Here is a 23,991-nt window from a genome sequence, read left to right as displayed (position 1 = left end):
GCCCAATCATGGAAAAACGCGACGAACTCTACCGCGGCAAGGCCAAATCGGTTTACAAGACCGACGACGCCGACCGCTTGATCCTGCTGTTCCGCAACGACACGTCGGCGTTCGACGGCAAGCGCATCGAGCAGCTCGACCGCAAAGGCATGGTGAACAACAAGTTCAACGCCTTCATCATGCAGAAACTGGAAGAAGCCGGCGTGCCGACCCAGTTCGACAAGCTGCTGGGCGACAACGAGTGCCTGGTGAAGAGGCTGGACATGATCCCTGTGGAATGCGTAGTGCGTAACTATGCTGCCGGCAGCCTGGTCAAGCGCCTGGGCGTGGAGGAGGGCATCAAGCTGGAGCCGTCCACCTTCGAGCTGTTCCTGAAAAACGACGAGAAGGGCGACCCCTTCATCAACGAATCCCACGTTGTCGCTTTCGGCTGGGGCACCGCCGAGCAGCTGGTCGAAATGAAAAAGCTGTCGCTCAAGGTCAACGAAGTGCTGAGCAAGCTGTTCGATGACGCCGGCCTGCTGCTGGTCGACTTCAAACTGGAATTCGGCGTATTCCACGGTCAGATCGTGCTGGGCGACGAGTTCAGCCCCGATGGCTGCCGCCTGTGGGACAAGGAAACCCGCAAGAAGATGGACAAGGACCGCTTCCGTCAGGGCCTGGGCGATGTGATCGAAGCGTATGAAGAAGTGGCCAAGCGCCTGGGCGTGCCGCTGTAACGCGCATGTTCACGCAAGCGCCTGATACCACGTGGTTTTTTAGAAAATAAAGGTTTGCGTTTTCAAAATTCGCTGGTATGATGCGCGGCATTGGAGAGATGCCGGAGTGGTCGAACGGGACGGATTCGAAATCCGTTGTACTGGCAACAGTACCTAGGGTTCAAATCCCTATCTCTCCGCCATATCTGAAAACCCCTGTAACTTGATAAGTTTCAGGGGTTTTTCTTTTTCCGAGTTAAACCATCGGGCATTTGTCGTTTAGACCCTTGTATCGCTTAGTGCAAAGGTTTTCATAGCCTTCCTTCATAGGCAGCAATGGGCCTACGATGAGGCTGAGAGCTTTTCGAGCGGCCTGACTTTTAGCTCGACTCCTCGGGCCAGCAGCAGCTTCTGCACTGTGGAGAATCTGGTCTTATCCGCACCCTTGAGCTTTTTATAAAGCGATTCACGGTTCACCCCCGCCTCCTGTGCAAACTGATTCACGCCTTTGGCTTTCGCGACTTCACGCAATGCATGCATCAAGGTCTGAGCATCGTTAGCCTTCATTGCCTCGGCAAAAAAAGCCGCAATGGTTTCAGGGCTGTCGAGAAATCTGGAAGCTTCGAAGGGTTTGGTATCACTCAAATCGAGATCAAGGATGGGCATGTCTTCGGGGCTGAGAATAGCGCTCATCGTTTTTTTTCTCGTACCATACAAAGAATTTCTTTAGCTTGCGTGATGGCTCTGTGCTGATCCGTCTTGTCGCTACCGTTGAGCATCAAATAGCGGTTCTAGCCCGTACGCACAAAATAGATCCGGCACCCGGGGCCGACAAAAACTCTCATCTCACTGACCCCATCGCCCACGGCCTCGATATCGCCAAAGCTGCCAGTCTGCGCTGCGCTATCGAGTAGGACAACGATTTAATGAGTAAACCACACCTCCTGTGGGAGCGGGTTTACCCGCGAAGCAGGCAGCGCGGTGTAGGGCACCGGCTTTGCCGGTGTTCGCGGCTGAAGTCGCTCCCACAAAGTGGGTTACGCTAGCATTCAGATTTTGTGGAAGACGATCGAGCGAACTCAAAAAAAGCATCAGCGGCAACACCTTCAACGCAGCTTGAAGCCAATGGATTACGAGTATCATCTGACTGGCCACGGCATCCGCGGAACCATTTCAACAGCACTGAAATAGATCGGCTACCTCAAGATCTGGTTGGATACGCAGTTGTTCCCATGCGGATCCGAATAAGGTAGGTTCGGCCTATGACCTGGCCAAATAAGTTCTGGACGAAGAAGGCTAGGTCGATCAAGTCATCAAGCTCTGCTTTGGGGTGATAGCACCGAGTCACGACACAGCCAGGATGAGGAGAACCATAGTCACACATTGGCGTCCCTGTTTTTGGCGGGTTGTGCGAAAAGGCCGGCAAAGGCACACCGAGGACAGAGCACAGAAACCTATGGAGGGTGTGAGAGGGGAAGTGTACAGAATTGGTAAGGACATCCCTATCGTGCCCTCTACATAGATTGATTGCTCGACATCAAAACACCGCACTTGAAGTGCCTTCCAGTGAATTAATATGGATGCTATCTAGAACAGGCGCACGCAGTTTCGTTGTTGGAAGGGGATTGCTGGTCGCAACGTGGCTCCTGTTCTTATGGGCAGCCGGCGTATGTCCGCCAGGGATGCGAAAATAGACTGATCGCCCAATGAAGGGCTCGTTCGGCGGAGATGTTCCGCTAGGGACATGAGAATGGACAGTAAGATAGAAGCAGCGACGCCCGACTCGCCCATGGATGCGTCGATTTTCCAGAGTGCGCTTCCCAATGCCGAGAAGCTCGAGCACGCGCGCACACAGTTGCTTGATCTCTCAGCGCGAAATCGACTCCTTAATATGCCGCGATCGAGCCGTACCTCGGCGATTGCGGTCGTCGATGAGAAGACATCCGAGATATATCGCCTCCTCGTTCGGGAGGGAAAAGCGTTTACCTTCCTGGCCGGCAAAGCGGACACTGATGAGTCCGATAACGATTCGACAGCCGACGATGCAAAGCCGGCCAAAGACTCCGATGAAATCGACCAGCTTGCCCAACCCGACGACAGCGTCGACGAGAGGGGCGTGCTCACCCGTCACAGCGACACAAAACTCCAGACTCGCCTCACGGGCAAGGGTCTGCAAAAGCATCTGCTCGAGCTCTACCTGAACTCCAAGACACTCGAAGAAGAGCAGGGCGTCAACGTCCTCTTTGCCTCCCTTGGCGCCCTCAAGTGGATCGATCCAAACAATGCGGCCAACGTTCGCCACGCGCCCCTGATCTTAATTCCGGTCGAGTTGAACCGCGGAACGGCGGGCGAGAAATTCCGACTCAAGGCCCGCGCTGAAGATGTCGCATCCAACCTGTCGTTGGAAGCGTACCTGGACCGCATCCACAAGCTTCGTATGCCCAGCTTCGAAGCCAGCGAAAGCTTCGACATCGATGCCTATTTTGCAGAGGTCGCGGCTGCGGTGGCGGACAAGCCCCAGTGGGAAGTGCTACCGGATGAGATGACCGTCGGGTTCTTTTCGTTTGCCAAATTCCTGATGTACAGAGACCTCGACCCTGCCGTGTGGCCCAAGGGTAACACACTCGTCGATCGCGCACTCATTAAGGGCCTGCTCTCGGACGGCTTCCCAGGTGGAGAGGGAATGCTCGACGAGAGCGCCAACATCGATCCGGTCATCCCGCCGGGGGACATGCTCCACATCCTCGATTGCGACAGTTCGCAAGCCATTGCCATCCATGAGGTGCGTCGCGGTCGTGACATGGTCATCCAGGGCCCTCCTGGCACCGGCAAGAGCCAGACGATCGCCAATATCATTGCGTCGGCTATCAAGGACGGCAAAACGGTCCTGTTCGTGGCCGAGAAGATGGCTGCTCTGGAGGTGGTAAAACGGCGCCTGGACGAAAAGGGCGTGGGCGATGCGTGCCTGGAACTCCATAGCAACAAGGCCAATAAGCGCGCGGTACTCGATGAGCTGCGACGCACCTGGGATCTAGGAGCCCCGAAGCCAGCTCCCATGGGAAGCCTGATTGCTCGCCTGACCGAAGCGCGGGACGAGCTGAACGACCATGTGGCCCGGCTGCATGCCGTCGACCCAGCATCCGGTCTGTCCTCTTTCCAGGTCATGGGTCATCTCGCACGCCTGCGGCAAGCGGGGGTGATGCCCAATGATGTCGTTCTGGAGGGGATCGAAGCTTGGGGGGCAGATGGTTTCGAACGGCGTCATGCGCTTCTGAATGACTTGGTCACACGGATCGAGATCATCGGCAGACCCCACGACCACGCCTTTACCGGGGTGGGCATCGAAGCGATGCTACCCACCGATCGTGAGCGTCTCGTCGCCCGTATCGAAACGCTGTGCGGCCAGCTCGAGGACGCCCGGCAGTACATGAATGCTACTGCCAGTTTGCTGGAAGCCCAGCCTCCGTCCAGGCTCGACGAACTGGCCGCTGTCAGCGCGCTTGCCCGGCGCATCAGTGTGGCGCCTGTACTTGATGCCGACGCCATGGCAGATGACGGTTGGTCGAACGTATCGGCGGTCGATACATTGCTGGCGTTGGGTCATCGCTATGCTGCCTTGCGCCAGTCGCTGTCGAGCGAGGTCAATGTCGAGGCGTGGGACGAGGACACTCACGAAGTGCAGCAGGCGCTCACCGAGTGCCCTGGTGACTTCGATGCGGACGCTGTTCGCCGCCTCTGCTCCGTCCGCGATGCCATCCCGGCGTTATTGCAGGCGGGCCGCGGTCTCGCTCACGCACTGGGCCGCGAATGCACGCCGACGGCTGGGGAATTTGCCCGTCTCGCCAAGATCGGCGAGCGGGTTGCAAATGCGCCACCGGCAAGCCCCGAAACGTTCGCTTCCGAGCTATGGGACGGCGGCGTAGAGCGGGCCGGGCTGATCGCCCAGACCGCTGCCGACCTTGAAGGGGTTCGTACGTCACTGGCAGGTCAGCTCCACGACCTCGCCTGGGATATCGACGTAGGTCCCGCCCGCGCCGCGCTCGCGGCCAAGGGCACGAGCCTGTTCCGCTTCCTCAGTGGCGACTGGCGTGCAGCCAACAAGCTCATGCGCTCGGTCCTGGTTCAGCCCGCCCAACCTCTCCCGGTGACCCTGGCTTCTCTCGATACGCTGATTCGCGGTCAGGAAGCGCGGCGCGTGCTGCGCGATGAAGACAGCTTTGGGAAGGCTGCCTTCGCTGAAGACTGGCAAGGCGATCGCTCGGCCTCCGCGCCGCTGGTGGCTCTAGTTGAATGGATGCGGTCCCTGCGCGGGCTCGGGGCAGAACCCCGCCTCATCGCTTCCCGCGGTCCTGAGAAGGATGATGTCGCCCAGCGTTCGAAGCACGTAAGCCTTTTGCTCTCCCAGGTCGCTCCCGACCTGTCCGGCGTCCATACCGATTTTCTTGCACAGGCAACGCAGGTGTTCGGTGATGCCACCGCGCCTGAACAACTCGACCTCGAGTCGTTGTTGCAGCTCGCCGTCCGCCACACGAACGCTTGGTCGACGGCCAGCCGCTTCCTGATTAATCCCCCCACTAGCGCAGCATCAGCCTGTGCCATTTTTGAACGGCTGGACGCGGGACGCGAGGAGCGCCAGGGTGTACGAGATGGGTATAGCTTCGGCCACGCGCTGTTCGGCTCCGCATGGCGAGGGCTTGACAGTGATTGGGACGCACTCTCGACAGCCGCTGGTTGGCTGAAAGTCAATGGAGATATCCGCGCGCTGGCTGGTCGAGTCAACGAGCGTGAGGCGCTCATTCCTCGCGCCAAGGCTCTTGACGAGCAGGCCGCGCATCTCGCCACGGCCTTCCACTCCATTGCAGATGAACTTGCACTCGACCTGTCGGCCAGTGTCGGTGCGCCGCGGATATATGAGGTGCATTTGGACTGCCTGGCTGCACGGCTATCACGCTGGGTTACCGAACAGGAAGAACTGCACAGGTGGCTGGCCTATCGCGATCGTGCTGCACGAGCCATTCGCGATGGTTGCGCGGATGTCGTCGCCAGACTTTCCGATGGACGGCTATCGACGACGAACGCGGTCGCTGCGTTCGAGTTCGCTTACTTTGAAGGGCAATACCGTCGGGTGCTGAAGGCTGAACCGGCTCTGGGCCGCTTCGATGGCGTCGCCCACGGCCACATCGTGCGCGAGTTCGCCGACCTTGACCGCCAGCGCATCGCAGCGGCGGCAGGCGAAGTCGTTCAGGCTCATCACCAGAATGTTCCTCGAAGGGACAGTGGTTCGATTGGCCCACTCGGGGTGCTTCGGGGGGAAATTCAGAAGAAGAAAGGTCATATGGCCTTGCGAAAGCTGGTCGAACGCGCGGCCCCTGCGCTCACCGCCTTGAAGCCGGTCTTCATGATGAGCCCGCTGTCGGTCGCGCAGTTCCTGCCGCCGGGTGCACTGGAGTTCGACCTGCTCGTGATGGACGAAGCGAGTCAGATCCAGCCAGTCGACGCCTTGGGTGCGGTGGCTCGCGCCAAGCAGGTAGTTGTGGTGGGTGACCCTCGTCAGCTACCGCCAACCAGTTTCTTTGCCAAGCTCACCAGTGGCGATGAAGACATCGACGAGGATGAGCCAACGAAGGTCGGCGATGTTGAAAGCATCCTTGGCCTGTTTACCGCACGCGGCCTGCCCATGCGCATGCTCCGCTGGCATTACCGTAGCCGGCATCAGTCGCTCATTGCGGTCAGCAACCGCCAGTTCTATGAAAACAAGCTGTTCATCGTGCCCAGCCCTTGGACTCAGGAGGGTGGGCGGGGCCTGCGCTTGCACCATGTTCGGGATGGCGTCTTCGGTTCACCTGTCAAGAGCGTCAACGGGCCGGAGGCCAAGGTAGTCGCTGAGGCCATCGTCCGGCACGCCCGACTGCACCCGAAACTGTCCTTGGGTGTAGCAGCGTTCTCCGCATCGCAAAGCCGCGCCATCTTCGACGAGCTTGAAATGCTGCGCCGTGGTTTGCCAGCGGAGGTGGAGGCTTTCTTCAACCGCCGCAACAGTGAGCCGTTCTTCATCAAGAACCTTGAGAACGTGCAGGGTGACGAGCGGGATGTCATCTTCATCTCGGTTGGCTATGGACCGACCGTACCCGGCGGCAAGGTACCCATGCGTTTCGGGCCTCTCAACAACGAAGGCGGCGAGCGCCGGCTCAACGTGCTGATCAGCCGTGCCAAGCAGCGATGCGAGGTGTTCTCTTCGATCACCGATGAGGACATCGATCCCGCATTTTCCGCCAGCCGCAAAGGGATCGAGGCGTTCCGCATCTTTCTCCGCTATGCCCGCACGGGGAAGCTCGACACGGCGGCCGTCACGGGACGGGACTTCGATTCCATCTTCGAAGAGCAGGTTGCAGCAGCGCTCGAGGCTCGGGGATATAGTGTCCAGCGTCAGGTGGGCCTGGCCGGGTTCTACATCGACCTTGCGGTGACTGATCCGGAGCGCCCAGGTCGCTTCCTATTGGGCATCGAATGCGACGGCGCGTCGTACCACAGCGCTCAGTCCGCCCGGGACCGTGACCGTCTCCGCCAGCAGGTACTGCTTGATCATGGCTGGAATCTCCACCGCATCTGGAGCACTGATTGGTTCCAGCGTCCCCAAGAACAGCTCGACCTTGTCTGTCGGCAGATCGATGCAGCGGGTGCTGCGTTCGACGAGCGCGTTGCCGAGGAAATCCTTTCAGTCGAGCAGGCTGTCGCTGCAGCTGCCATCGAACGGGAAGTGAGGGCTGAAGACGGTGATTTCACCTTCGAACCGTATGTCGAAGCGAGCCCACAGCGGCCAACATATTGTTCTGAAGTAATCCACGAAACTCCGACAGGCATTCTTGCCGAGATAGCGGTTGATGTGGTGCGCATCGAAGGGCCCGTGCATACCGATGAGGTCGTGTCCCGTGTCCGTGACGCCTGGGGCGTCAAGCGAGCTGGAAGTCGCATTCAGGACGCTGTCGAAAGGGCAATCGATGTGGCTGTCCGTCAGAACTCCGTGGCTCGGGACGGCGCCTGGCTCACCATCGCTAGCGCACCTGTTGTTCCACGCGATCGTTCGCAGGTATCTTCACTGGCGCTCCGCCGGGCGGAGTACCTGCCGGAGACAGAACTTGCAGAGGCCATCGTCATCGTTGTAGCGCGCAACTTTGGCGCGAATCGCGATCAGGTCATCGAACGCGTCGCGCGCGCCATCGGCATCCGAGCTATCTCGGCCTCGGTACGAGAGCGTGTGGCGGCGGTGGTCGAGCAGGTCGTCGCCTCTGGTCGTTTGGTCAATGAGGAAGGCCTCCTGAAGATTCGGGAGTAGCTATCTGCTTGGGGCGCCCTGACCGAGGCCAGCGTGTCGCAAGACATCTGTGATCGGTGAGGCGTTGGGCGACACGATGAGGATTGCTGGGCAGACCGCGAGCCGCGCGGTGCCCGAAAACCTCTGCACAATAGGTGTTTCGATCAACGCCGCGCCGAGGCAGGCTACGCCCCGAGTAACCGCCCATAGTTCGCCAACTCCGCAGTGATCGGTGCCGCCGCTGCCGTTGTGGCAGGCGATGCTGTCGAATTCGGTGAATCCCAACAGCGCGTTGTTGTGCCACTGCTCGGCGAGGGTAGCACGCAGTGTCACTATGCCTTTGGCGAGGATCGCCAATTTCGTACCCAAGCGGCCTTTTTTCCGCGCCCTGGCCGACGTGGGTGTCACAGCCGCTGAGGTCGAGTCTGGCCAGGCGCGCGTAGTCGCGCAAGAACACTGCGGCCTGCTGGCACAGCAAGGCGAACGCCTCGGCGTAGCGGCCATGGCCTGCGCGCCGCGGGTGGCGTGGTCGAGGCTGCTGGCTAGCAGGGCGGCGTGGGCGTACAGCGCCGCCACCCGGCCGAGAAAGTCCTGGTTGGCCTGGAGCAAGGGTTGTGGGCAACCACGATTCGCTACGCAGGGGCCCAGCGAAGAATCAGTGCGAACTTCTAAGTCCCTGTGGCTTGGTCTGTGCACCACTGCATACCACTTCCGTACGATCTGCGATGGGGCCAGGCACTGCCAGTACAGAGCGCACCGTACCTATTCCGAGGAATGGGCGAGTACGTCTTGAAAGGCCTGTGTAGCGACTAGATAGAGAGGATCGGGGACGATCTTGCGCATGAGAGCTCCTTGGGTAAGGGGAGCCGCTCGGTAACGCCGTCAAACGTTGGAGGCTGCTATACACCGTCCCCAGCAACATTTTGTCTTGAACTCCCCACTGCACCTCGCGCTACAATGCGCCTTCTAGACCCTCTCACGCCCAGATCAAACGCCGTAATGAGTACGTGCGCCGGGTGGTGACCCTGTTCTGACATGGATTCGTTGGATGCCTCGCGCCTTACCGGTCCGGCTCTACGCCGCCCCTCTAAGATCCCCGCATAACGTCGCATGCTGCTGCCAGTGCCTGGCTGCGGTACGTCGCTGTGCGCACAGAAAATGGAGTTTTTCCCTTGCGTAACACATTCGTCGCCTCCCTTCTCGCCGTGGCCATCGCCTGTACCACGTCCTGCGCACAGCTTGGCATCAGCAAAGAGCAAGCGGGCACCGTTATCGGTGGCCTGGCCGGTGTGGCCATCGGTTCCACCATGGGCAGTGGCAACGGCAAGCTGGCCGCTGCGCTGATCGCAGGCGGTATCGGCGCATACGTGGGCAACCGCATCGGCAACATGCTCGACGAGAAGGACCAGCAGGCCTTGGCCCTGCGCACCCAAGAGGTGTTGAGCCAGCAGCAGGCCACGGCCAGTGCCCAGCCCGTAACCTGGAAGTCCGACCATTCCGGCGCCACCGCTCAGATCGTGCCGGGCAAGGAATACACCAAGACCAAACAGGTTGAGGTCAAGCGCGCGCCGAAGATTCAGGCCGTACCGTCGATGAAGCTGATCAACGAACCCTACGTGACTGTCAGCGACAACCTGAACGTGCGTGCGGCCCCCAACCCGGCCGGGGAGAAGGTGGGCAGCCTGAAGAACCACACCGAATTCACCGCGGTGGGCTCCACCGGGGACTGGATTCTTGTCGGGCGCAAGGGTGTGACCGTGGGTTACGTGCACAAGAACTATGTGGAGCCCAAGGCCCAGGCCGTGGCCAAGCGGGTAACTCCAGCGGTCAACCTGGACGAGCTGGACGTTGCCGCCAGCAAGGAAACCCAGGGCTTTGACCTGGATTCGCTGCAATCGCTGCCCACTCAGACGGTGGCCGCCGAAGCGGCCTGCCGCCCGGTTACCGTCAGCCTGAAATCGCAAAGCGGCCAGACCGAGCAAGAGCAGAACACCTTCTGCAAACAAGCCAACGGCACCTGGGAACTGATCTGAGGAATTTCATGAAAAAGCACGCGCTTGCGCTGGCTATGATCGGCGCTTGTGGTTTGGCACCACAGGCATTCGCCCATGAGCTGGCATTCTCTAAAAAGGACAACATCAAGGTCGAAGTGCCCGGGGATGCGGCGAACTGGTGCAAACCTGAGGTCCAGATGACCATCAGCCGCCCGGCCTGGGACAACCAGGACATGCTCTCAGGCCTGTTGACCAAGCTGCCGTTCGTGTTCGCCAAGGACTGCCCGACAGCCAAGGTAAACTGGAAGGCCGTTGATGCCAAAGGCGGGCTCTACGCCAGCGGCTCCGGCACGGCCAGCAACCTCGGCCTGGTGACCTTGGCCAAGGCACCTGCCGCCCCAGCCGAACCAGCACCACCTGCTCAGCCCGAAGCACCCGTCGCTGCCACTGCTCCTGCTGCTCCCGCCGCCGCGTCTGCGGGTGAGCCCGCCCCTGTCGAGGTGCCACCGGCCAAGGTAGAACCTGCCCCGGCCCCTTCCGTTGCTGCCTCGCCAGTCCCGGCCCCGGCGGCCGAGGCTCCTGCGCCAGCCCCGGCCGCTCCACCTGTCACGCCGCCGGCTACCGCCGTCGCTGCGGCCCCCGTATCGGACTTTGGCCGGTCCGTGGTCCTGGAAAACCCCAAACTGATGCAGGTCACCGACGGCGGCGGGTGCAAGTGGGTGCTCAGCACGTCGATCATCAGCGATGGCGATACCTTGTCGTTTGGCACCACGCCATCCATGCCATGCCCTGCGTCCGGTTTTGGTGAGGGCAGCTTCGAGAAGATCAGCTGGAAAGCGGTGGGCACCTACCGTGGCGATAACTGGAACCGCGTGTACGTCCACCCGAGCGGTTTGATCTTTACCAAAGCTCTGGAGCCTGCGGTCAAGAACAAGGCCGTTTCCTATCTTGCAGCCGATGCCGACCAGGCTGTGTTTCTGCTTGGCGAAATTCCCGACCGGCAGATGAAGGTGTACCTGGCCTTCACCCGCAGCAGCTATGGTGTGCTGCGCCCTTTCGGTAGCGAACCCTACTACGTGGCGGTCACCCCGGACGAATCGTTCGCCCTGGATGCGGCCAAGTACAAAGAAACCGCGCTGGCGATTTTCGACCTGGTGAAGACACTGTCGCCGACCACCACGGACGTGGCCGACCTGTTGATCGTCAAAGACGTGTCGGCGGTTACCAACAGGATGTGGGGTAACGATGCGCAGAAAATCACCCGCAACCGTATCGGCATCAACCGCCAGGGGCTGTTCTTCGATGTACGCGACGGCACCAACTGGGCGGTGCAGCGTGAGCAGCAGCGTGTGCGTGAGCAGCGCCAGCGCCAGCAGGAACTCGCCCGTGTGCACACCCGTGTGCTGGAGCGCTACCAGCAGTTGCAGGACGGCATGCTCGAATTCAAGGGCCGCGAAACCGAAGCCCTGGCGCAGATGGCCGGTATCACGGTGCGCTTTGCATCGCCATTGGCCCAGCAAAACCCGTCGAGTTCGGCCCGGGTGACGCCAATGATGGTGCACGTCACCGGCAAGAAGGGTGACTTCTATACCCTGGACTTCCCCAGCAAGGGCCGCCTGGTGGCTGAAGAGGAGTACAGCGAGGGCTGGTACGTGGCTCAGGTAGCCAACGCTACGCCGTACTACCCGCTGGATGACGGCCGCGCGATCCCTACCTACCGGGCCTACAGCGTGGGCGAGCCTGAGGCTTGCAAGCAGGACCGCTGCGCAGACAGGGTGTCGTTCGGCGCCGTGCTGGCCAAGGAGTTCCCCAACGCCGGCATCGATTTCAGCTGGACCCCAGAGGTCTCCCAAAAGTACGTGAACGACTGGAACAACGCTTCCGCCATGGTCCAGTGAGGGAAACACCATGATCAAACAGATGAACCACAAGCAACTGCTGATAGGCGGTGTGGCCGCTGCGGTACTGGTGCTCGGCGGTGGTTATGCGCTGATGGCCAACTCGGGCAAGAAGGCCGCCCTGGCTTACTACGACGATTTCAAGGAGCGTTATTTCCTCGAAGATGTGTTGTCGGAAGGGGAGGTGTCTTACTCGGCGTTCTCCGGCAACCTGACAGTGGCCGACCCCGAGATCCGCGTGGCGGCAGCGCAAACCAACGGCACCCAGCAGTTCATGCGGGGCCTCGCCGGCATGATGGAGTCGGTTCAGGGTGTGTCGGCCGGTGAAGGCCTGGCGGGCTGGACGAAATATCAGCTCAGTGCCAGCCGCGAGGGTGCCGGGGCGTACCTGAAGGCCGATGCGCTGAAACTGGCCCATGATGGCGACAACAAGGATGGCAGCATTCACATCCAGTTGCTGGGCATGCAGATGGCCAACCCCTTCGTTGCCACCAAGGGTGCCGAAGTTGTACTGGTGGCTGATGTGAGCGACGAAATCCAGCCGCGCGCCGAGCTTGCCGCCAACGGCCGGGCCACCCAGTCGAACTTTGCCTGGGGTACCAACATGGCCGTGCGCCAACCGGTGACCGGTGCGTTTCTGGTCAGCAGCACCGGTGAGTTTGGTACCACGGTCGACGTCGATTTCACCCTCAAACGCTCCAGTGATGGCGAGGGCTCCATGGAGTTGGTGGTCACCCACCGCAATGACGGTTCCAAGGTGGGTGAGATCGTGCGCAAAGCTGAGTTCCAGTCGCTGCCAGAGCTGGACGACGTTGAAACTCAGCTCAAAGGGGCGCTCAGTGCGATGCTGGTCGGGGCGTTGAGCCCCTACGGTGGCCAGGCCGTGTTGGCCGAAGCGGTCAGCGGTTTTGCCCGCAAGGCGAAGGTGCAGAACTACTCACTCACCTACAGCGGCTTCGAACCGCTGAAGGCAGCTTACGACAGTTATCTGCAACAGGTGCCCAAGGCCAAGTTCGCGGCGTTCTGTGATGAGGTGGGGCTGTCGATGTGGAGCAGTGACTTTGGTGCCAAGGGCAAGGACCACAGCGACTCGGAATGCGCCATCGCGCAAAAGCTGGTTGCAGATGGCAAGTTCGAAGAACAGTACACCTTCAAGGAAGGCAAAAGCCTGTTTGCCGCACTGTTTGTCAGCAAGGCCTATCAACTGGAAACCAACTAACCGATCAGCTGCTCATGGAAACAGTCTCGGGCATTTCTACTGCCCGAGACTGCTCGCATGAGCAAGTTTCTCTTCGAGCCCGCTATTTCGTCTGCTCGCGGCGGATTGCGATGAATGATGCCTCTGGTTGATGTAACCCCCAGAGGCATCACCCAAGGTAGAAGCAGGTCTTGCCGACGGTGGTGGGGGCTTTTGGGGCGTCGGTTGGCATTGTGGTATTTCCCTGGAATTTGCGGTGGCTCTGCTGGCGCCTTCGCGGGTAAACCCGCTCCCACAGGGGGCGCGGGGTGTGCCTGCGATGGGGCCAGGTCTGCTAGTGCAGGCTGTGCGGTTCGGCGGTTATCGGCGACCGCATCTGCAGCTGCATCAGTGCCGACTCGACCAGTTTCTGCACCGCCGCTGGACGTGCCCCGCGCACCCGGCTAATCCACAATCTCCTGCAACACCTGGCCCAGATCAAGCTCCATCGACAAGGCAATAAAACTCACCTTGTCATCCCTGCCCACCGGGTAAACGGTAGCCTCGCTGTCCGCCGGCAACACCACCTGATCGCCGCTTTCAAGCAGTTGTTGCGTGCCATCAGCCCGTTTGATCTGCAACCCACCCGAGGTCGTAAACAGCAGCAGGTCATTGACCGGCGCCAGTTGCGCAGCCGTGCGCAGGTGGCGGTATTCCACGATCCAGCCGTCAACCAGAAACGTCTTGCTCAACTCGTAGTTCAGCGAGCACTTCAGTGACAGGCTGCTCATGGCCGCTATCACCTGGTCGTGGGGCAGGCCCTTGGGCATGAGGCGCGCAAACTCGCTTAGATTTGCAAGTGTCACCTGTTTGCGTGCTTGGCTCATGCCGGTTTCCTTGTGAGTGGCGGGGTGCTGCGGGCGGGGTGCTGCGTTGGGCGGGTTCACGTCACGACCACAGCGTGATCGCGATGTGTGCGCCGATCCCGGCCGCCACGCTGAAAATCAGGCTGCGGGTGAAATAGGCAACCAACGCCACCGGTAGGGCGGCCAGCATGTCGGCGTTCACTGCCATCAGCGTGCCGTCCTTGGCCATCAGCAAGGCTGGCACGGTGATGCTGGCGATGATCGCCACGGGCAGGTATTCGATGACGTCGTTGAACACCTTGGGCGTGCGCTGCATCCTGAACAGCAGCGGCGTGGCGCGGGTCAGGTAGGTGATCGCCATCATCAGCGCCACCGCAGCGATCAGGTACTTTTCTTCAGGCATAAGCCAACTCCACAACCCACGGCAGTTGCCACGAATACATTGAGGGGGGAAGGGAAGAACGCGTTGAGCAGGCACGTGGTGGCTATCACTACCAGGGCAACCACCAGCTTGGGGCGGCTGTTGCACAGTGAAACCAGCACGTAGATCATCATGGCGGTCAGGGCGTAGTCCAGCTTGAACTGCGAGAACCGGTGCAGGGCGTCGGACGCCACTGCGCCCAGCAACGCGCCGGCAATCCAGCTGGCATGGCACCAGGTATTGAACTGCAGCAGGTAGCCGGGCGGGGTGTATTTGCGGCTTTGCAGGCGCTGGCTGTGCAGGGCGAACGACTCGTCGGTCAGGCCGAATGCATACAGCAGCTTCTGGGTTTTGCTGATGCCCAGCCCCTCGCTCTGCTTGGCCATGTACATGGCCATCAGCATGTGCCGCGAATTGATCAGCAGCGTTGATACCGCGATCGAAAGCAGCGGTGCGCCCGAGGTGATCAAGGCCAGTGCGGCAAACTGCGCCGCCCCGGCATACACGAACACGCACATGGCCACCGGCAGCCACAAGGGCAGCCCGGCGTTGATGCACATCACGCCGAACACGAAGCTCACCACGAAATAGCCGGTGATCACCGGCAATGCGTCGAAGAAGCTTTCCTTGCGCCATACCGGTTGCAATGCGAGGTCGGTCATAGGTCGACCTCGCAGGTGATTTCACCGCGTGTCTGGCTGAAGCCCTGTTTGTTCCAGAAGTGCATCGCCGAGGGGTTGGCCTCGTCGATGAACAGGAACACCCGGCGGATGCCATGCTGGCGGAAGTCGTTGAGAATCGACGTGGTCAGCGATGTGCCGATGCGGCTGTGCCGGTAATCCGGCGACACGGCCAGGTGGTTGATGGTGCCGCGCGTACCCATCGCCCCACCGGCCACTGCGCCGATGATCGCCCCGCTGTGGTTCTCGGCCACGTAGCAGAAGGTGCTGTCCGAGCCCAGCAACCCCTTCAGCAAGTCTTCGTTCTGCCAGTCGCAGAACGACACTTCGTTGAAGCGCTTGAGGAAGCTGACCAGCCGCGTGGCATAGAACGGCGTAGCCTTCTTGATGGTCAGGCCGTTGATATGGTCGGGCGTGGCAACCTTGCGCGCTGCCAGCTCCAGGCTATTTGACAATGTCATGTTCGCTACCCGGGCGGGAGAAGGAGATGGCGATGATCTGCCGGTAGCCCATTTCCGATTCGCTGGGGTTGATGGCCGGGGTTACGTAGTGCTGCAGCTCGCGGTCGAGGAAGTACGTGGTGTCGAGAATTTCCTGGTAGGTGCCCGAGTCGATCACGTTGGACTGCTTGTCGTAGACCTTGCTGGTGGCGCCTTCAACGTTGTGGCGGCCCCAGAAATGCACGCCGCTGAAGGGGTAGCCGTCGCAGTGGATACCTTCGGGGGTGATTTCGATTTGCGCGCCGGGTTTGATCTCGATGCGAATCTGGTGCACCTGGCACTGCCAGGTCACATCGTGCAGTTCTTCGGGCAGCACCGCTTTGTAGACGTCGAAGTCGAGCTTGATCAGGGCGCGCAGCACCGGCGAATTGAACACGTCGCTGGACACGTCCTCGAAGTGGCGCCGCATGCCGCCCACATACTGGTTGTGTTGCTCGGACTGCTCATAGGCGCGGTGTTCCAGCTGTTGCAGCTCGCCGGTGACCGGGTTGAAGTCGAAGTCGCTGTAGCGGCGGTAGCGGGTGCCTTTTTCGGCCTGGCCGTAGTAGCGGTCGACACCCATGGTTTCCCAGCTCTTGGAAAACGACACGAAGTGGCCAAACCCGCCGTTCAGCGCAAAGTCGCTGCCCAGCACGTTCACCGTCTTGTTCTGGCGCAGGGCGTCATCAATGTTCCGTTTGAGTGTAAGCATTGGCATCTCTTCCAGTTGAAAAACTGGGCGCCAATCTAGCAGGCGAAATGATGGCAGAAACTTCACTTTTTTTTGAGGTGCCTCAACCGTCACTTGCTGGCGGGCGACCGGCCGAGCAGACAGCGCAGGGGTTCTGCGGTATGCTCTCAGGCCTTGTTGCACGCGGGTTCGCGCGAGTGGTGGAGGGGAGTCGAATGGATATCAAGGTGCTTAAGAACATCGCCAATGTCGCCCGTACCGGGTCGATCACCGATGCGGCCGAGCAGGTACACGTCACCGTCCAGGCGCTGGCAGCGCAGTTGAAGAAGCTGGAGGACCATTGCGGCTTCAAGCTGTTCGACCGCACCAACAAAGGCGTGTCGTTGACCCAGGAAGGGGTTGGCATACTGCCCCACATGCTCGAAATCGTCCGGTCTTCCGAGCGTATGCAACTCAAGATCAAGCAGTTGCGTGAGCGCCAGAGCCAGCCGCTGCGCGTCGCCCTGAACAGCACCCTGTCGATGGAAATCAACCAGCAGGTAATGGCTGGCGTGGCCAGCAACCTGTCCGGCTGCAGCCCCATCTTCAGCTGCTCGGAGTCCCCCGACAACCTCACCAAGCTGGCCAAGGGCGAGGCTGACATGGTGGTCATCCTGGGGGACAGCGTGCCCGACGGTTTCTACTCGGTGTCGCTCAAGGGCCTGCGCATCGAAGTGGTGGCCTGTTCCGTCAGCGAGGGCACAGCGCCGTCCGTCGTGATCAAGCCGCTACCCGAATGCCCCTACTCGTCGATCTTTGCACGTTTCGCCGACCGCCAGAGCGGTGGCCTGGACGGTGCCACGGTGTTCCATTCCGGCAGTGAAATCGTCAGCGTGTCAATGATCAAGAGCTTTGGCGGCATGGGCGTGCTGTCGCGTGCAGTGGCCGAAACCAACGGGCTGTACGTATGGCCGGGCTATTCGGAGTTCCTTGACGTGTACCTGGTGATGAAGGAGCCGTGGATCGTCGAAGAAGAATTCCCGCAGTTCTGCCCGGTGCCTTCGCCCGTTTGCGGCTTCGATGCCATCAGCGCGTAACCTACGGGCCTGAGACAACCTGTCGCCTTGCACCCAGGCGGCCAATTTGTTTGTGCTGGCATTTCAGTTACAATCAGAAAAACGATTCAGTGACGTCGGTCAATACGACAAAAGCCAGAATCGTTTTCTGGTTCTCTGGCAGCCCGACAATGATCAATAACAAGCACGCGCTGAAGAACACGCTTTATCTGGGCCAGCCACAGGCCCTACTCCGTTCTCCTGACTGGAATTGATCAATGTTCAAGAAAGCTGGCAAGACCCTGCTGGGTCTGGCTGTCGCTGCAACTGTCATGCAAGCGCACGCCGCAGAAACCAAGAAAGTCGACGTGCTGCTGGTCGGCGGCGGCATCATGAGCTCCACCCTGGCGGTGTGGCTGCACGAGCTGGAGCCAAGCTGGTCGATGGAAATGGTCGAGCGCCTGGACGGCGTCGCCGAAGAAAGCTCCAACGGCTGGAACAACGCCGGCACCGGCCACTCCGCACTGGCCGAGCTGAACTACACCCCAGAAGACAAAGACGGCAACATCAACATCTCCAAGGCCATCGAAATCAACGAGGCCTTCCAGATTTCCCGTCAGTTCTGGTCCTGGCAGGTACGCCAGGGCGTGTTGAAGAACCCGCATTCGTTCATCAACACCACCCCGCACATGAGCTTCGTCTGGGGCGATGACAACATCAAGTTCCTGAAGAAGCGCTACGAAGCGCTGCAGGCAAGCCCGCTGTTCCGCCCGATGCAGTACTCCGAAGACCACGCGCAGATCGCCAAGTGGGTACCGCTGATGATGGAAGGGCGTGACCCGAACCAGAAGCTGGCCGTGACCTGGACCCCGATCGGTACCGACGTGAACTTCGGCGAGATCACCCGTCAGTTCGCCGCGCACCTGCAAACCCAGAAGGGCTTCGACCTGAAGCTGTCCAGCGAAGTGCAGGACATCAGCCGCAACAAGGACGGCTCCTGGCACGTCGAGTACAAGAACCTGAAGGACGGTACCCAATCGGCCACCGACGCCAAGTTCCTGTTCATCGGTGCCGGCGGCGGCGCGCTCAAGCTGCTGCAGAAGTCGGGCATCCCTGAAGCCAAGGAATACGCAGGCTTCCCGGTAGGCGGCTCGTTCCTGGTGACCGAGAACCCCACCGTTGCCATGCAGCACATGGCCAAGGCCTACGGCATTGCCTCCACCGGCGCGCCACCCATGTCGGTACCGCACCTGGATACCCGCGTGCTGGACGGCAAGCGCGTGATCCTGTTTGGCCCATTTGCCACGTTCTCCACCAAGTTCCTGAAGAACGGTTCGTACCTGGACCTGCTGAGCAGCACCACGACGCACAACCTGTGGCCAATGACCCGCGTGGGCATCGATCAGTACCCCCTGGTCGAGTACCTCGCTGGCCAGCTGATGCTGTCTGACGATGACCGCTTCGCTGCCCTGCAGACCTACTTCCCGCATGCCAAGAAGGAAGACTGGAAACTGTGGCAAGCCGGCCAGCGCGTGCAGATCATCAAGCGCGATGAAGAAAAAGGCGGCGTGCTGAAGCTGGGTACCGAAGTGGTGGCCTCTCAGGACCGCACCATCGCCGGCCTGCTGGGCGCCTCGCCAGGTGCTTCCACCGCAGCGCCAATCATGCTGAACGTGCTGGAAACCGTGTTCAAGGAAAAGGTCGCTACCCCAGAGTGGCAGGCCAAGATCAAGGAAATCGTGCCCAGCTACGGCACCAAGCTGAACGATTCGGCAGCGGCCACCCAGAAAGAGTGGAACTACACCGCCGAAGTGCTGCAGCTTGAAAAACCGCCGGTGATCGACGAAAGCGTCGGTACCAGCGTTGCGGCGCCAGCTAAGCCGGTTGAAAGCAAGCCAGAGAACGACATGGCGCTGTAAGCAGCCGCGGTGTTGTGATCAGAAGCCACGGGGTTAACCCTGTGGCTTTTTTTTTTGAGTGCGGCTCAATGCTGGCGCAGGATGCAGGCCAGCAAACCGGGGAAGCGCTCGGCCAGCATCTCGCTGCGCAGCGAGTTCATGTGGGTGGTGCCCACATTGCGGGTATACACCAGCCCTGCGTCACGCAGCACGCGAAAATGATGGGACATGCTCGATTTCGGCCGCCCGCCGTCCAGCTCGCCACAGCTGGCTTCCGCCACGCCTGCCAGGTGGCGCACGATCCCCAGGCGCACGGGGTCGCTCAAGGCGTACAGCACGCGTTCAAGAATAAGGTCATCAGCGGTGGGATGTTTGTAGGCTCGCATGGTCTGCATGATACCGGGGCTTTTCATTATTGCCATAGTTCGATTATGATCGAACTACCGTATTCAATGAACCTGGAGTTTTCCATGGCCGCGCTGTTCGAACCCTTCACCCTCAAAGACATCACCCTGCGCAACCGCATTGCCATTCCGCCGATGTGCCAATACATGGCCGAAGACGGCATCATCAATGACTGGCACCACGTGCACCTGGCGGGCATGGCCCGTGGCGGTGCTGGCCTGCTGGTCGTAGAAGCCACCGCCGTATCGCCGGAAGGCCGCATCACCCCCGGCTGCGCGGGTATCTGGAGCGACGCCCATGCCCAGTCATTTGTGCCGGTGGTGCAGGCGATCAAGGCCGCAGGCGCGGTGCCCGGCATCCAGATTGCCCACGCCGGTCGCAAGGCCAGCGCCAATCGCCCTTGGGAGGGTGATGACCATATCGCCGAAGGCGACCCCCGGGGTTGGCAGACCATCGCGCCGTCGGCCATCGCCTTTGGTGCCAACTTGCCGAAAGTACCCCAGGCCATGACCCTGGACGACATCGCCCGGGTCAAGCAGGACTTCGTCGACGCCGCGCGCCGTGCCCGCGAGGCCGGCTTTGAATGGATCGAACTGCACTTCGCCCATGGTTACCTGGGCCAGAGCTTCTTTTCCGAGCACTCCAACCAGCGCACCGATGCCTACGGTGGCAGCTTCGACAACCGCAGCCGCTTCCTGCTGGAAACCCTGGCAGCCGTGCGCGAGGTGTGGCCTGAGCACCTGCCGCTTACCGCGCGTTTCGGGGTGCTGGAATATGACGGCCGCGACGAGCAAACCCTGGCCGAGTCGATCGAACTGGCGCGCCGCTTCAAGGCCGGTGGGCTTGACCTGCTCAGCGTCAGTGTCGGGTTCACCATCCCGGACACCAACATTCCGTGGGGCCCGGCGTTCATGGGGCCGATCGCCGAGCGCGTGCGCCGTGAGGCCCAGTTGCCGGTGACGTCGGCCTGGGGCTTTGGTACGCCGCAACTGGCTGAAGGCGCCCTGCAGGCCAACCAGCTGGACCTGGTTTCGGTCGGCCGCGCGCACCTGGCAGACCCACACTGGGCGTACTTCGCAGCCAAGGAGCTGGGGGTGGACAAGGCCTCGTGGACGCTACCGGCGCCTTACGCGCACTGGCTTGAGCGTTACCGTTAAGTGAGGGGTTGGGGGCTGCTGTGCAGCCCCTGGCAAGCTACAGGGTGCGGTGGCAGGGCGTGCCGGGGGATCAGCCCGCAGGGGCGGCCCTCGGCATCCACCACTTGCATCGCATCCAGGTGCTGATGGCGGTCAAACATCTGCAGCAGGTGGGCTACCGTGGCGTTCAACCGCACGGTAGGTTGGCCGGGCGACAGGGCGTCGGCCAGTACAGGCAGGGCGTAACCGCCAGGTATGCCCACCGCCTGCGGCCGCCCAAGCAGGTAGCCTTGTACCAGGTCTACGCCCATCTCCATCAGCACCTGCAGTTCCTCCATCAGCTCGATTCCTTCAGCAATCACCTGTGCCTTGGACGCCCGCGCAATTTGCAGAATGGAGCCCACGAACTCGCGCTTGAGCGGGTCCAGGTGGATGCCATCGATAAAGTGGCGATCGATCTTCACGTACTCGGGGCGTAGCTCCGACCACAGCCGCAAGCTGGAATAGCCCGCGCCCAGGTCATCCAGAGCAATGGAAAAACCCATGTCCCGGTAGTGGTGCAGCGCGTTGGACAGCAGCTGGAAGTCGTCCGTAGGGGTGTGTTCGGTCAACTCGATCACCACCCGGCTTGGCGGCAGGCCGGCCTGTTCGAGCAGCTTCAGGGTCAGCCCAGAAGGGTAGTGCGGCTCCAGCAACGATTCCGGTGACACGTTGAGGAACAACTTGCCCTGCAGTTGCTGCTGGCTGAAGCACCGGCAAGCGCTTTCGCGGCAGGCGGCTTCCAGTTCTGTCAGCCGGCCGCCCTGGCGGGCAATGGCAAACAGGTTCAGGGGGGCATGCAGCGGGCTGTTTGAGGGGCCGCGGCTCAAGGCTTCGTGGCCGAACACCCGCGCTTCGCTCAAGCAGATGATGGGCTGGAACAGGCTGTGAATACTGCCGTGTGCCAGGATGGCACCCAAGGCACTGAGCTGTTCGGCAACGGTCATGAGGTGTCCTTGAAAATGAAAGGGCCGGGCATTCACATGCCCGGCCCATATTTCACGACAGCGCGATGACTGTTTGATGACAGCTGATTTTATTTAGCCATCATTCAGACTTGCCCTATTTTTTGGCCATCTTGGTGCTGGCACTCAGGTAGTCGATCAGAATACGACCGGTCTCGGAGAGGTAGGCATCATCTTCTGGCTTGGTGTCTTCGTCCTCGGCGGGCAAGGCATCCTCGTCCACCTTTTTCAGTTCCTTCAGCGGCTCTTCACCCTTGGCCTTGCGGCGGATGTTTTCCAGCGCCAGTTGCTTGGCTTCCACTTCATCGTGGCGTGCCCGGCGCTCCTGCTCGTTCAGGCTGACGGTTTTTTCGTTCATCAGCTGCTGAGTCAAGGCCAGGCGGTCGCGGATGTAGGTGAACTCTGCGTCCTTGTCGCTGCGCGCCTCATGCTGCGCCTTGAGCTGGGCCAGGTAAGGTTTGAACGGGTCGACGGCTGGCTTGATCACCGGGCGAATGGTGTCCCACGGCATGGCCTCGGGCAGTGCACTTTCGCCGATTTCCTTGGTGTCGATGATCGACGGGTAGTCGATGTCCGGCAGCACGCCCTGGTGCTGGGTGCTCTGCCCGGAAACCCGGTAGAACTTCGCCAAGGTCAGTTTCAGCTCGCCATGGTTGAGCGGCTGGATGGTCTGTACGGTGCCTTTGCCGAAGGTCTGGCCGCCGATGATCAGGGCGCGGTGGTAGTCCTGCATGGCGCCGGCGAAAATCTCCGAGGCCGAGGCGGACAAACGGTTGACCAGCAACGCCAGCGGGCCTTTGTAGAAGGCACCTGGGTTTTCGTCTTCAAGCACATCCACACGCCCGTCGCTGTTGCGTACCAGCACGGTCGGGCCTTTCTCGATGAACAGGCTGGTCAGTTCGGTGGCCTCTTGCAGCGAGCCGCCACCGTTGTTGCGCAAATCGATCACCACGCCGTCGACCTTTTCCTTCTGCAGCTCGGTCAGCAGCTTTTTCACGTCGCGGGTGGTGCTCTTGTACTCCGGGTCCCCGGCACGGTAGGCCTTGAAGTCCAGGTAAAACGCCGGGATCTCGATGATGCCAAGCTTGTAGTCGCGCCCGTCCTGCTTCAGCTTGAGCACCGATTTTTTCGCGGCCTGCTCCTCAAGCTTCACAGCTTCACGGGTGATCGACACGATCTTGCTGGTCTGGTCGCTGGGCGCATTGCTGGCGGGGATGATTTCCAGCCGCACCACCGACCCTTTGGGGCCACGGATCAGCTTGACCACTTCGTCCAGGCGCCAGCCGACCACGTCGACCATTTCCTTGTTGCCCTGGGCCACACCGATGATCTTGTCTGCCGGCACAACCTGCTTGGTCTTGGCGGCAGGGCCTGCGGGCACCAGGCGCACGATCTTCACTTGGTCGTTGTCACTTTGCAGCACCGCACCGATGCCTTCGAGCGACAGGCTCATGTTGATGTCGAAGTTTTCGGCGTTATCCGGCGACAGGTAATTGGTGTGCGGGTCGTAGGACTGGGCGAAGGTGTTGATGTACGCCTGGAAGATATCCTCGGCGCGGGTCTGGTCCAGGCGCGCCAGCTGGTTTTTGTAGCGCTTGATCAGGGTTTCCTGGATCTGCTTGGGGTCCTTGCCAGCGATCTTCTGGCGCAGCACTTCGTCTTTGACGCGCTTGCGCCACAGGTCGTCGAGCGCGGCCTGGTCTTTCAGCCACGGGGCATCCTTGCGGTCGATCAGCAAGGTTTCGTGGGTGGTGAAGTCGATCTTGTCCACGCCCTTGTTCAGCTCGGCCAGGGCGAAGTCCAGGCGCTGCTTCACGCGGTCCAGGTAACGTTTGTAGATGGTGAAGCCCGGTTCCAGGTTGCCGCTTTTCAGGAAGTCGTCGAACTGGGTCTTCCACTTGTCGAACTCGGCAATGTCTGCGGCCGTGAAGTAACTACGTGCCGGGTCCAGCAGCTTGATGTAACTGTCATAGATGATGACCGAACGGGCGTCATCCAGCGGCGGCTTGCTGTAGTGGTGGCGCTTGAGCAGCTCGACCACGTTGAGGCTGGCGACGATCTCATCGCGGTCGGGCTGCAGGCTGTCCCATTTGTTGGCGGCCGCCGCATTGCCGCCGAGCGCGAGGCTGCCAAGGCCAATCATGAATGCCAGGGCGGTGCTAGGTAGGTAATGCTTCATGCTGATTCGACGTGGGGGCAATTGATCACGCATAGTAGGCCGTCTTTTCCGTTCGCCGGTTCCATAAAAACCGGGCGCATACTGCAAAAAGCCTGGGCACGGGGTGGCCCAGGCTCGGT

The 23,991-nt window shown here is 60.7% G+C and carries 18 protein-coding genes, 1 tRNA gene and 1 pseudogene; 9 read left to right on the top strand and 11 right to left on the bottom strand.

The annotated features are described in order from the left end of the window. Positions 1-8: 8 nt before the first annotated feature. Together purC and IAE36_RS08665 are read left to right on the top strand one after the other, a co-directional pair. Complete coding sequence (gene purC / locus IAE36_RS08670) at positions 9-719, top strand: phosphoribosylaminoimidazolesuccinocarboxamide synthase (RefSeq protein ID WP_201211862.1); 711 nt, start codon at positions 9-11, stop codon at positions 717-719. Positions 720-811: 92 nt separating this feature from the next. Further along, positions 812-901 (top strand) — tRNA-Ser (locus IAE36_RS08665). 139 nt (positions 902-1,040) lie between these two features. On the opposite strand, the gene IAE36_RS08660 is transcribed toward IAE36_RS08665, so the two are convergent. Both IAE36_RS08660 and IAE36_RS23645 read right to left on the bottom strand, forming a co-directional pair. Further along, a complete protein-coding gene (locus IAE36_RS08660) occupies positions 1,041-1,391 on the bottom strand; it encodes an addiction module antidote protein (RefSeq protein WP_201211860.1) in 351 nt (116 codons plus the stop codon). Next, positions 1,388-1,603 (bottom strand): annotated as a pseudogene (locus IAE36_RS23645) (type II toxin-antitoxin system RelE/ParE family toxin); the annotation flags it as partial. The gene IAE36_RS08660 and the pseudogene IAE36_RS23645, both read right to left, overlap by 4 nt. A gap of 845 nt (positions 1,604-2,448) precedes the next feature. On the opposite strand from IAE36_RS23645, the gene IAE36_RS08655 reads away from it, so the two are divergent. Further along, positions 2,449-8,031 carry a DUF3320 domain-containing protein gene (locus IAE36_RS08655; RefSeq protein WP_201211857.1) on the top strand — a complete coding sequence of 1,861 codons (5,583 nt, stop codon included), beginning with the start codon at positions 2,449-2,451 and terminating at the stop codon, positions 8,029-8,031. Here the strand turns inward: IAE36_RS08655 and IAE36_RS08650 are convergent, their stop codons facing one another. Then, entirely contained in the window at positions 8,032-8,379 is a 348-nt protein-coding gene (locus IAE36_RS08650; RefSeq protein WP_201211855.1) for a hypothetical protein, read from the bottom strand. 803 nt (positions 8,380-9,182) lie between these two features. On the opposite strand from IAE36_RS08650, the gene IAE36_RS08645 reads away from it, so the two are divergent. Genes IAE36_RS08645 through IAE36_RS08635 form a run of 3 tightly spaced genes read left to right on the top strand, consistent with a single transcriptional unit; the run spans position 9,183 to position 13,121 of the window. Next, positions 9,183-10,043: an SH3 domain-containing protein gene (locus IAE36_RS08645; protein ID WP_201211853.1), complete on the top strand. Its 861-nt coding sequence runs from the start codon at positions 9,183-9,185 to the stop codon at positions 10,041-10,043. A gap of 8 nt (positions 10,044-10,051) precedes the next feature. Next, positions 10,052-11,902, top strand: coding sequence for a hypothetical protein (locus IAE36_RS08640; protein WP_201211851.1), 1,851 nt, complete (start codon positions 10,052-10,054; stop codon positions 11,900-11,902). 10 nt (positions 11,903-11,912) lie between these two features. Further along, positions 11,913-13,121 (top strand): hypothetical protein, encoded by a 1,209-nt coding sequence (locus tag IAE36_RS08635; protein WP_028634645.1) that lies wholly within the window; start codon positions 11,913-11,915, stop codon positions 13,119-13,121. A 422-nt stretch (positions 13,122-13,543) separates the two neighbouring features. On the opposite strand, the gene IAE36_RS08630 is transcribed toward IAE36_RS08635, so the two are convergent. The 5 genes from IAE36_RS08630 to IAE36_RS08610 all read right to left on the bottom strand — a co-directional run bounded on the left by IAE36_RS08630 (position 13,544) and on the right by IAE36_RS08610 (position 16,237). Next, positions 13,544-13,966: a hypothetical protein gene (locus tag IAE36_RS08630; RefSeq protein WP_060482555.1), complete on the bottom strand. Its 423-nt coding sequence runs from the start codon at positions 13,964-13,966 to the stop codon at positions 13,544-13,546. Between the two features lie 61 nt (positions 13,967-14,027). Next, positions 14,028-14,348: an AzlD domain-containing protein gene (locus IAE36_RS08625; RefSeq protein WP_201211849.1), complete on the bottom strand. Its 321-nt coding sequence runs from the start codon at positions 14,346-14,348 to the stop codon at positions 14,028-14,030. Then, positions 14,327-15,028 carry an AzlC family ABC transporter permease gene (locus tag IAE36_RS08620; RefSeq protein WP_060482553.1) on the bottom strand — a complete coding sequence of 234 codons (702 nt, stop codon included), beginning with the start codon at positions 15,026-15,028 and terminating at the stop codon, positions 14,327-14,329. Before IAE36_RS08620 ends, IAE36_RS08625 begins: the two co-directional genes overlap by 22 nt. Continuing rightward, positions 15,025-15,507, bottom strand: coding sequence for a GNAT family N-acetyltransferase (locus tag IAE36_RS08615; RefSeq protein WP_060482552.1), 483 nt, complete (start codon positions 15,505-15,507; stop codon positions 15,025-15,027). The genes IAE36_RS08620 and IAE36_RS08615 overlap by 4 nt, the downstream gene beginning before the upstream one ends. Beyond that, positions 15,491-16,237, bottom strand: coding sequence for a 2OG-Fe dioxygenase family protein (locus IAE36_RS08610; RefSeq protein WP_028634650.1), 747 nt, complete (start codon positions 16,235-16,237; stop codon positions 15,491-15,493). The genes IAE36_RS08615 and IAE36_RS08610 overlap by 17 nt, the downstream gene beginning before the upstream one ends. Positions 16,238-16,431: 194 nt before the next feature. Here IAE36_RS08610 and IAE36_RS08605 point away from each other — a divergent pair, with 194 nt between their 5' ends. Both IAE36_RS08605 and mqo read left to right on the top strand, forming a co-directional pair. Continuing rightward, on the top strand, positions 16,432-17,292 hold the full coding sequence (locus IAE36_RS08605; protein WP_042141636.1) for a LysR family transcriptional regulator: 861 nt from the start codon (positions 16,432-16,434) through the stop codon (positions 17,290-17,292). 236 nt (positions 17,293-17,528) lie between these two features. Beyond that, positions 17,529-19,169 carry a malate dehydrogenase (quinone) gene (mqo, locus tag IAE36_RS08600; RefSeq protein ID WP_201211847.1) on the top strand — a complete coding sequence of 547 codons (1,641 nt, stop codon included), beginning with the start codon at positions 17,529-17,531 and terminating at the stop codon, positions 19,167-19,169. Between the two features lie 65 nt (positions 19,170-19,234). Here the strand turns inward: mqo and IAE36_RS08595 are convergent, their stop codons facing one another. Next, complete coding sequence (locus IAE36_RS08595) at positions 19,235-19,570, bottom strand: ArsR/SmtB family transcription factor (RefSeq protein WP_028634652.1); 336 nt, start codon at positions 19,568-19,570, stop codon at positions 19,235-19,237. A gap of 48 nt (positions 19,571-19,618) precedes the next feature. Here IAE36_RS08595 and IAE36_RS08590 point away from each other — a divergent pair, with 48 nt between their 5' ends. Next, positions 19,619-20,710, top strand: a complete 1,092-nt coding sequence (locus IAE36_RS08590; RefSeq protein WP_201211946.1) for an NADH:flavin oxidoreductase/NADH oxidase — start codon at positions 19,619-19,621, stop codon at positions 20,708-20,710. Here the strand turns inward: IAE36_RS08590 and IAE36_RS08585 are convergent. Next, positions 20,707-21,675, bottom strand: a complete 969-nt coding sequence (locus tag IAE36_RS08585; RefSeq protein ID WP_042141632.1) for an EAL domain-containing protein — start codon at positions 21,673-21,675, stop codon at positions 20,707-20,709. The genes IAE36_RS08590 and IAE36_RS08585 overlap by 4 nt on opposite strands. A gap of 115 nt (positions 21,676-21,790) precedes the next feature. After that, a complete protein-coding gene (locus IAE36_RS08580; RefSeq protein WP_201211845.1) occupies positions 21,791-23,872 on the bottom strand; it encodes a carboxy terminal-processing peptidase in 2,082 nt (693 codons plus the stop codon). Between the last annotated feature and the right edge of the window lie 119 nt (positions 23,873-23,991).

Origin of the sequence: Pseudomonas sp. S36, assembly GCF_016647875.1 — a bacterium.
GTDB classification, from domain to species: domain Bacteria; phylum Pseudomonadota; class Gammaproteobacteria; order Pseudomonadales; family Pseudomonadaceae; genus Aquipseudomonas; species Aquipseudomonas parafulva.
The sequence above is the reverse complement of the archived record's forward strand: the minus strand, read 5'-3'. Positions and strand labels throughout refer to the sequence as shown.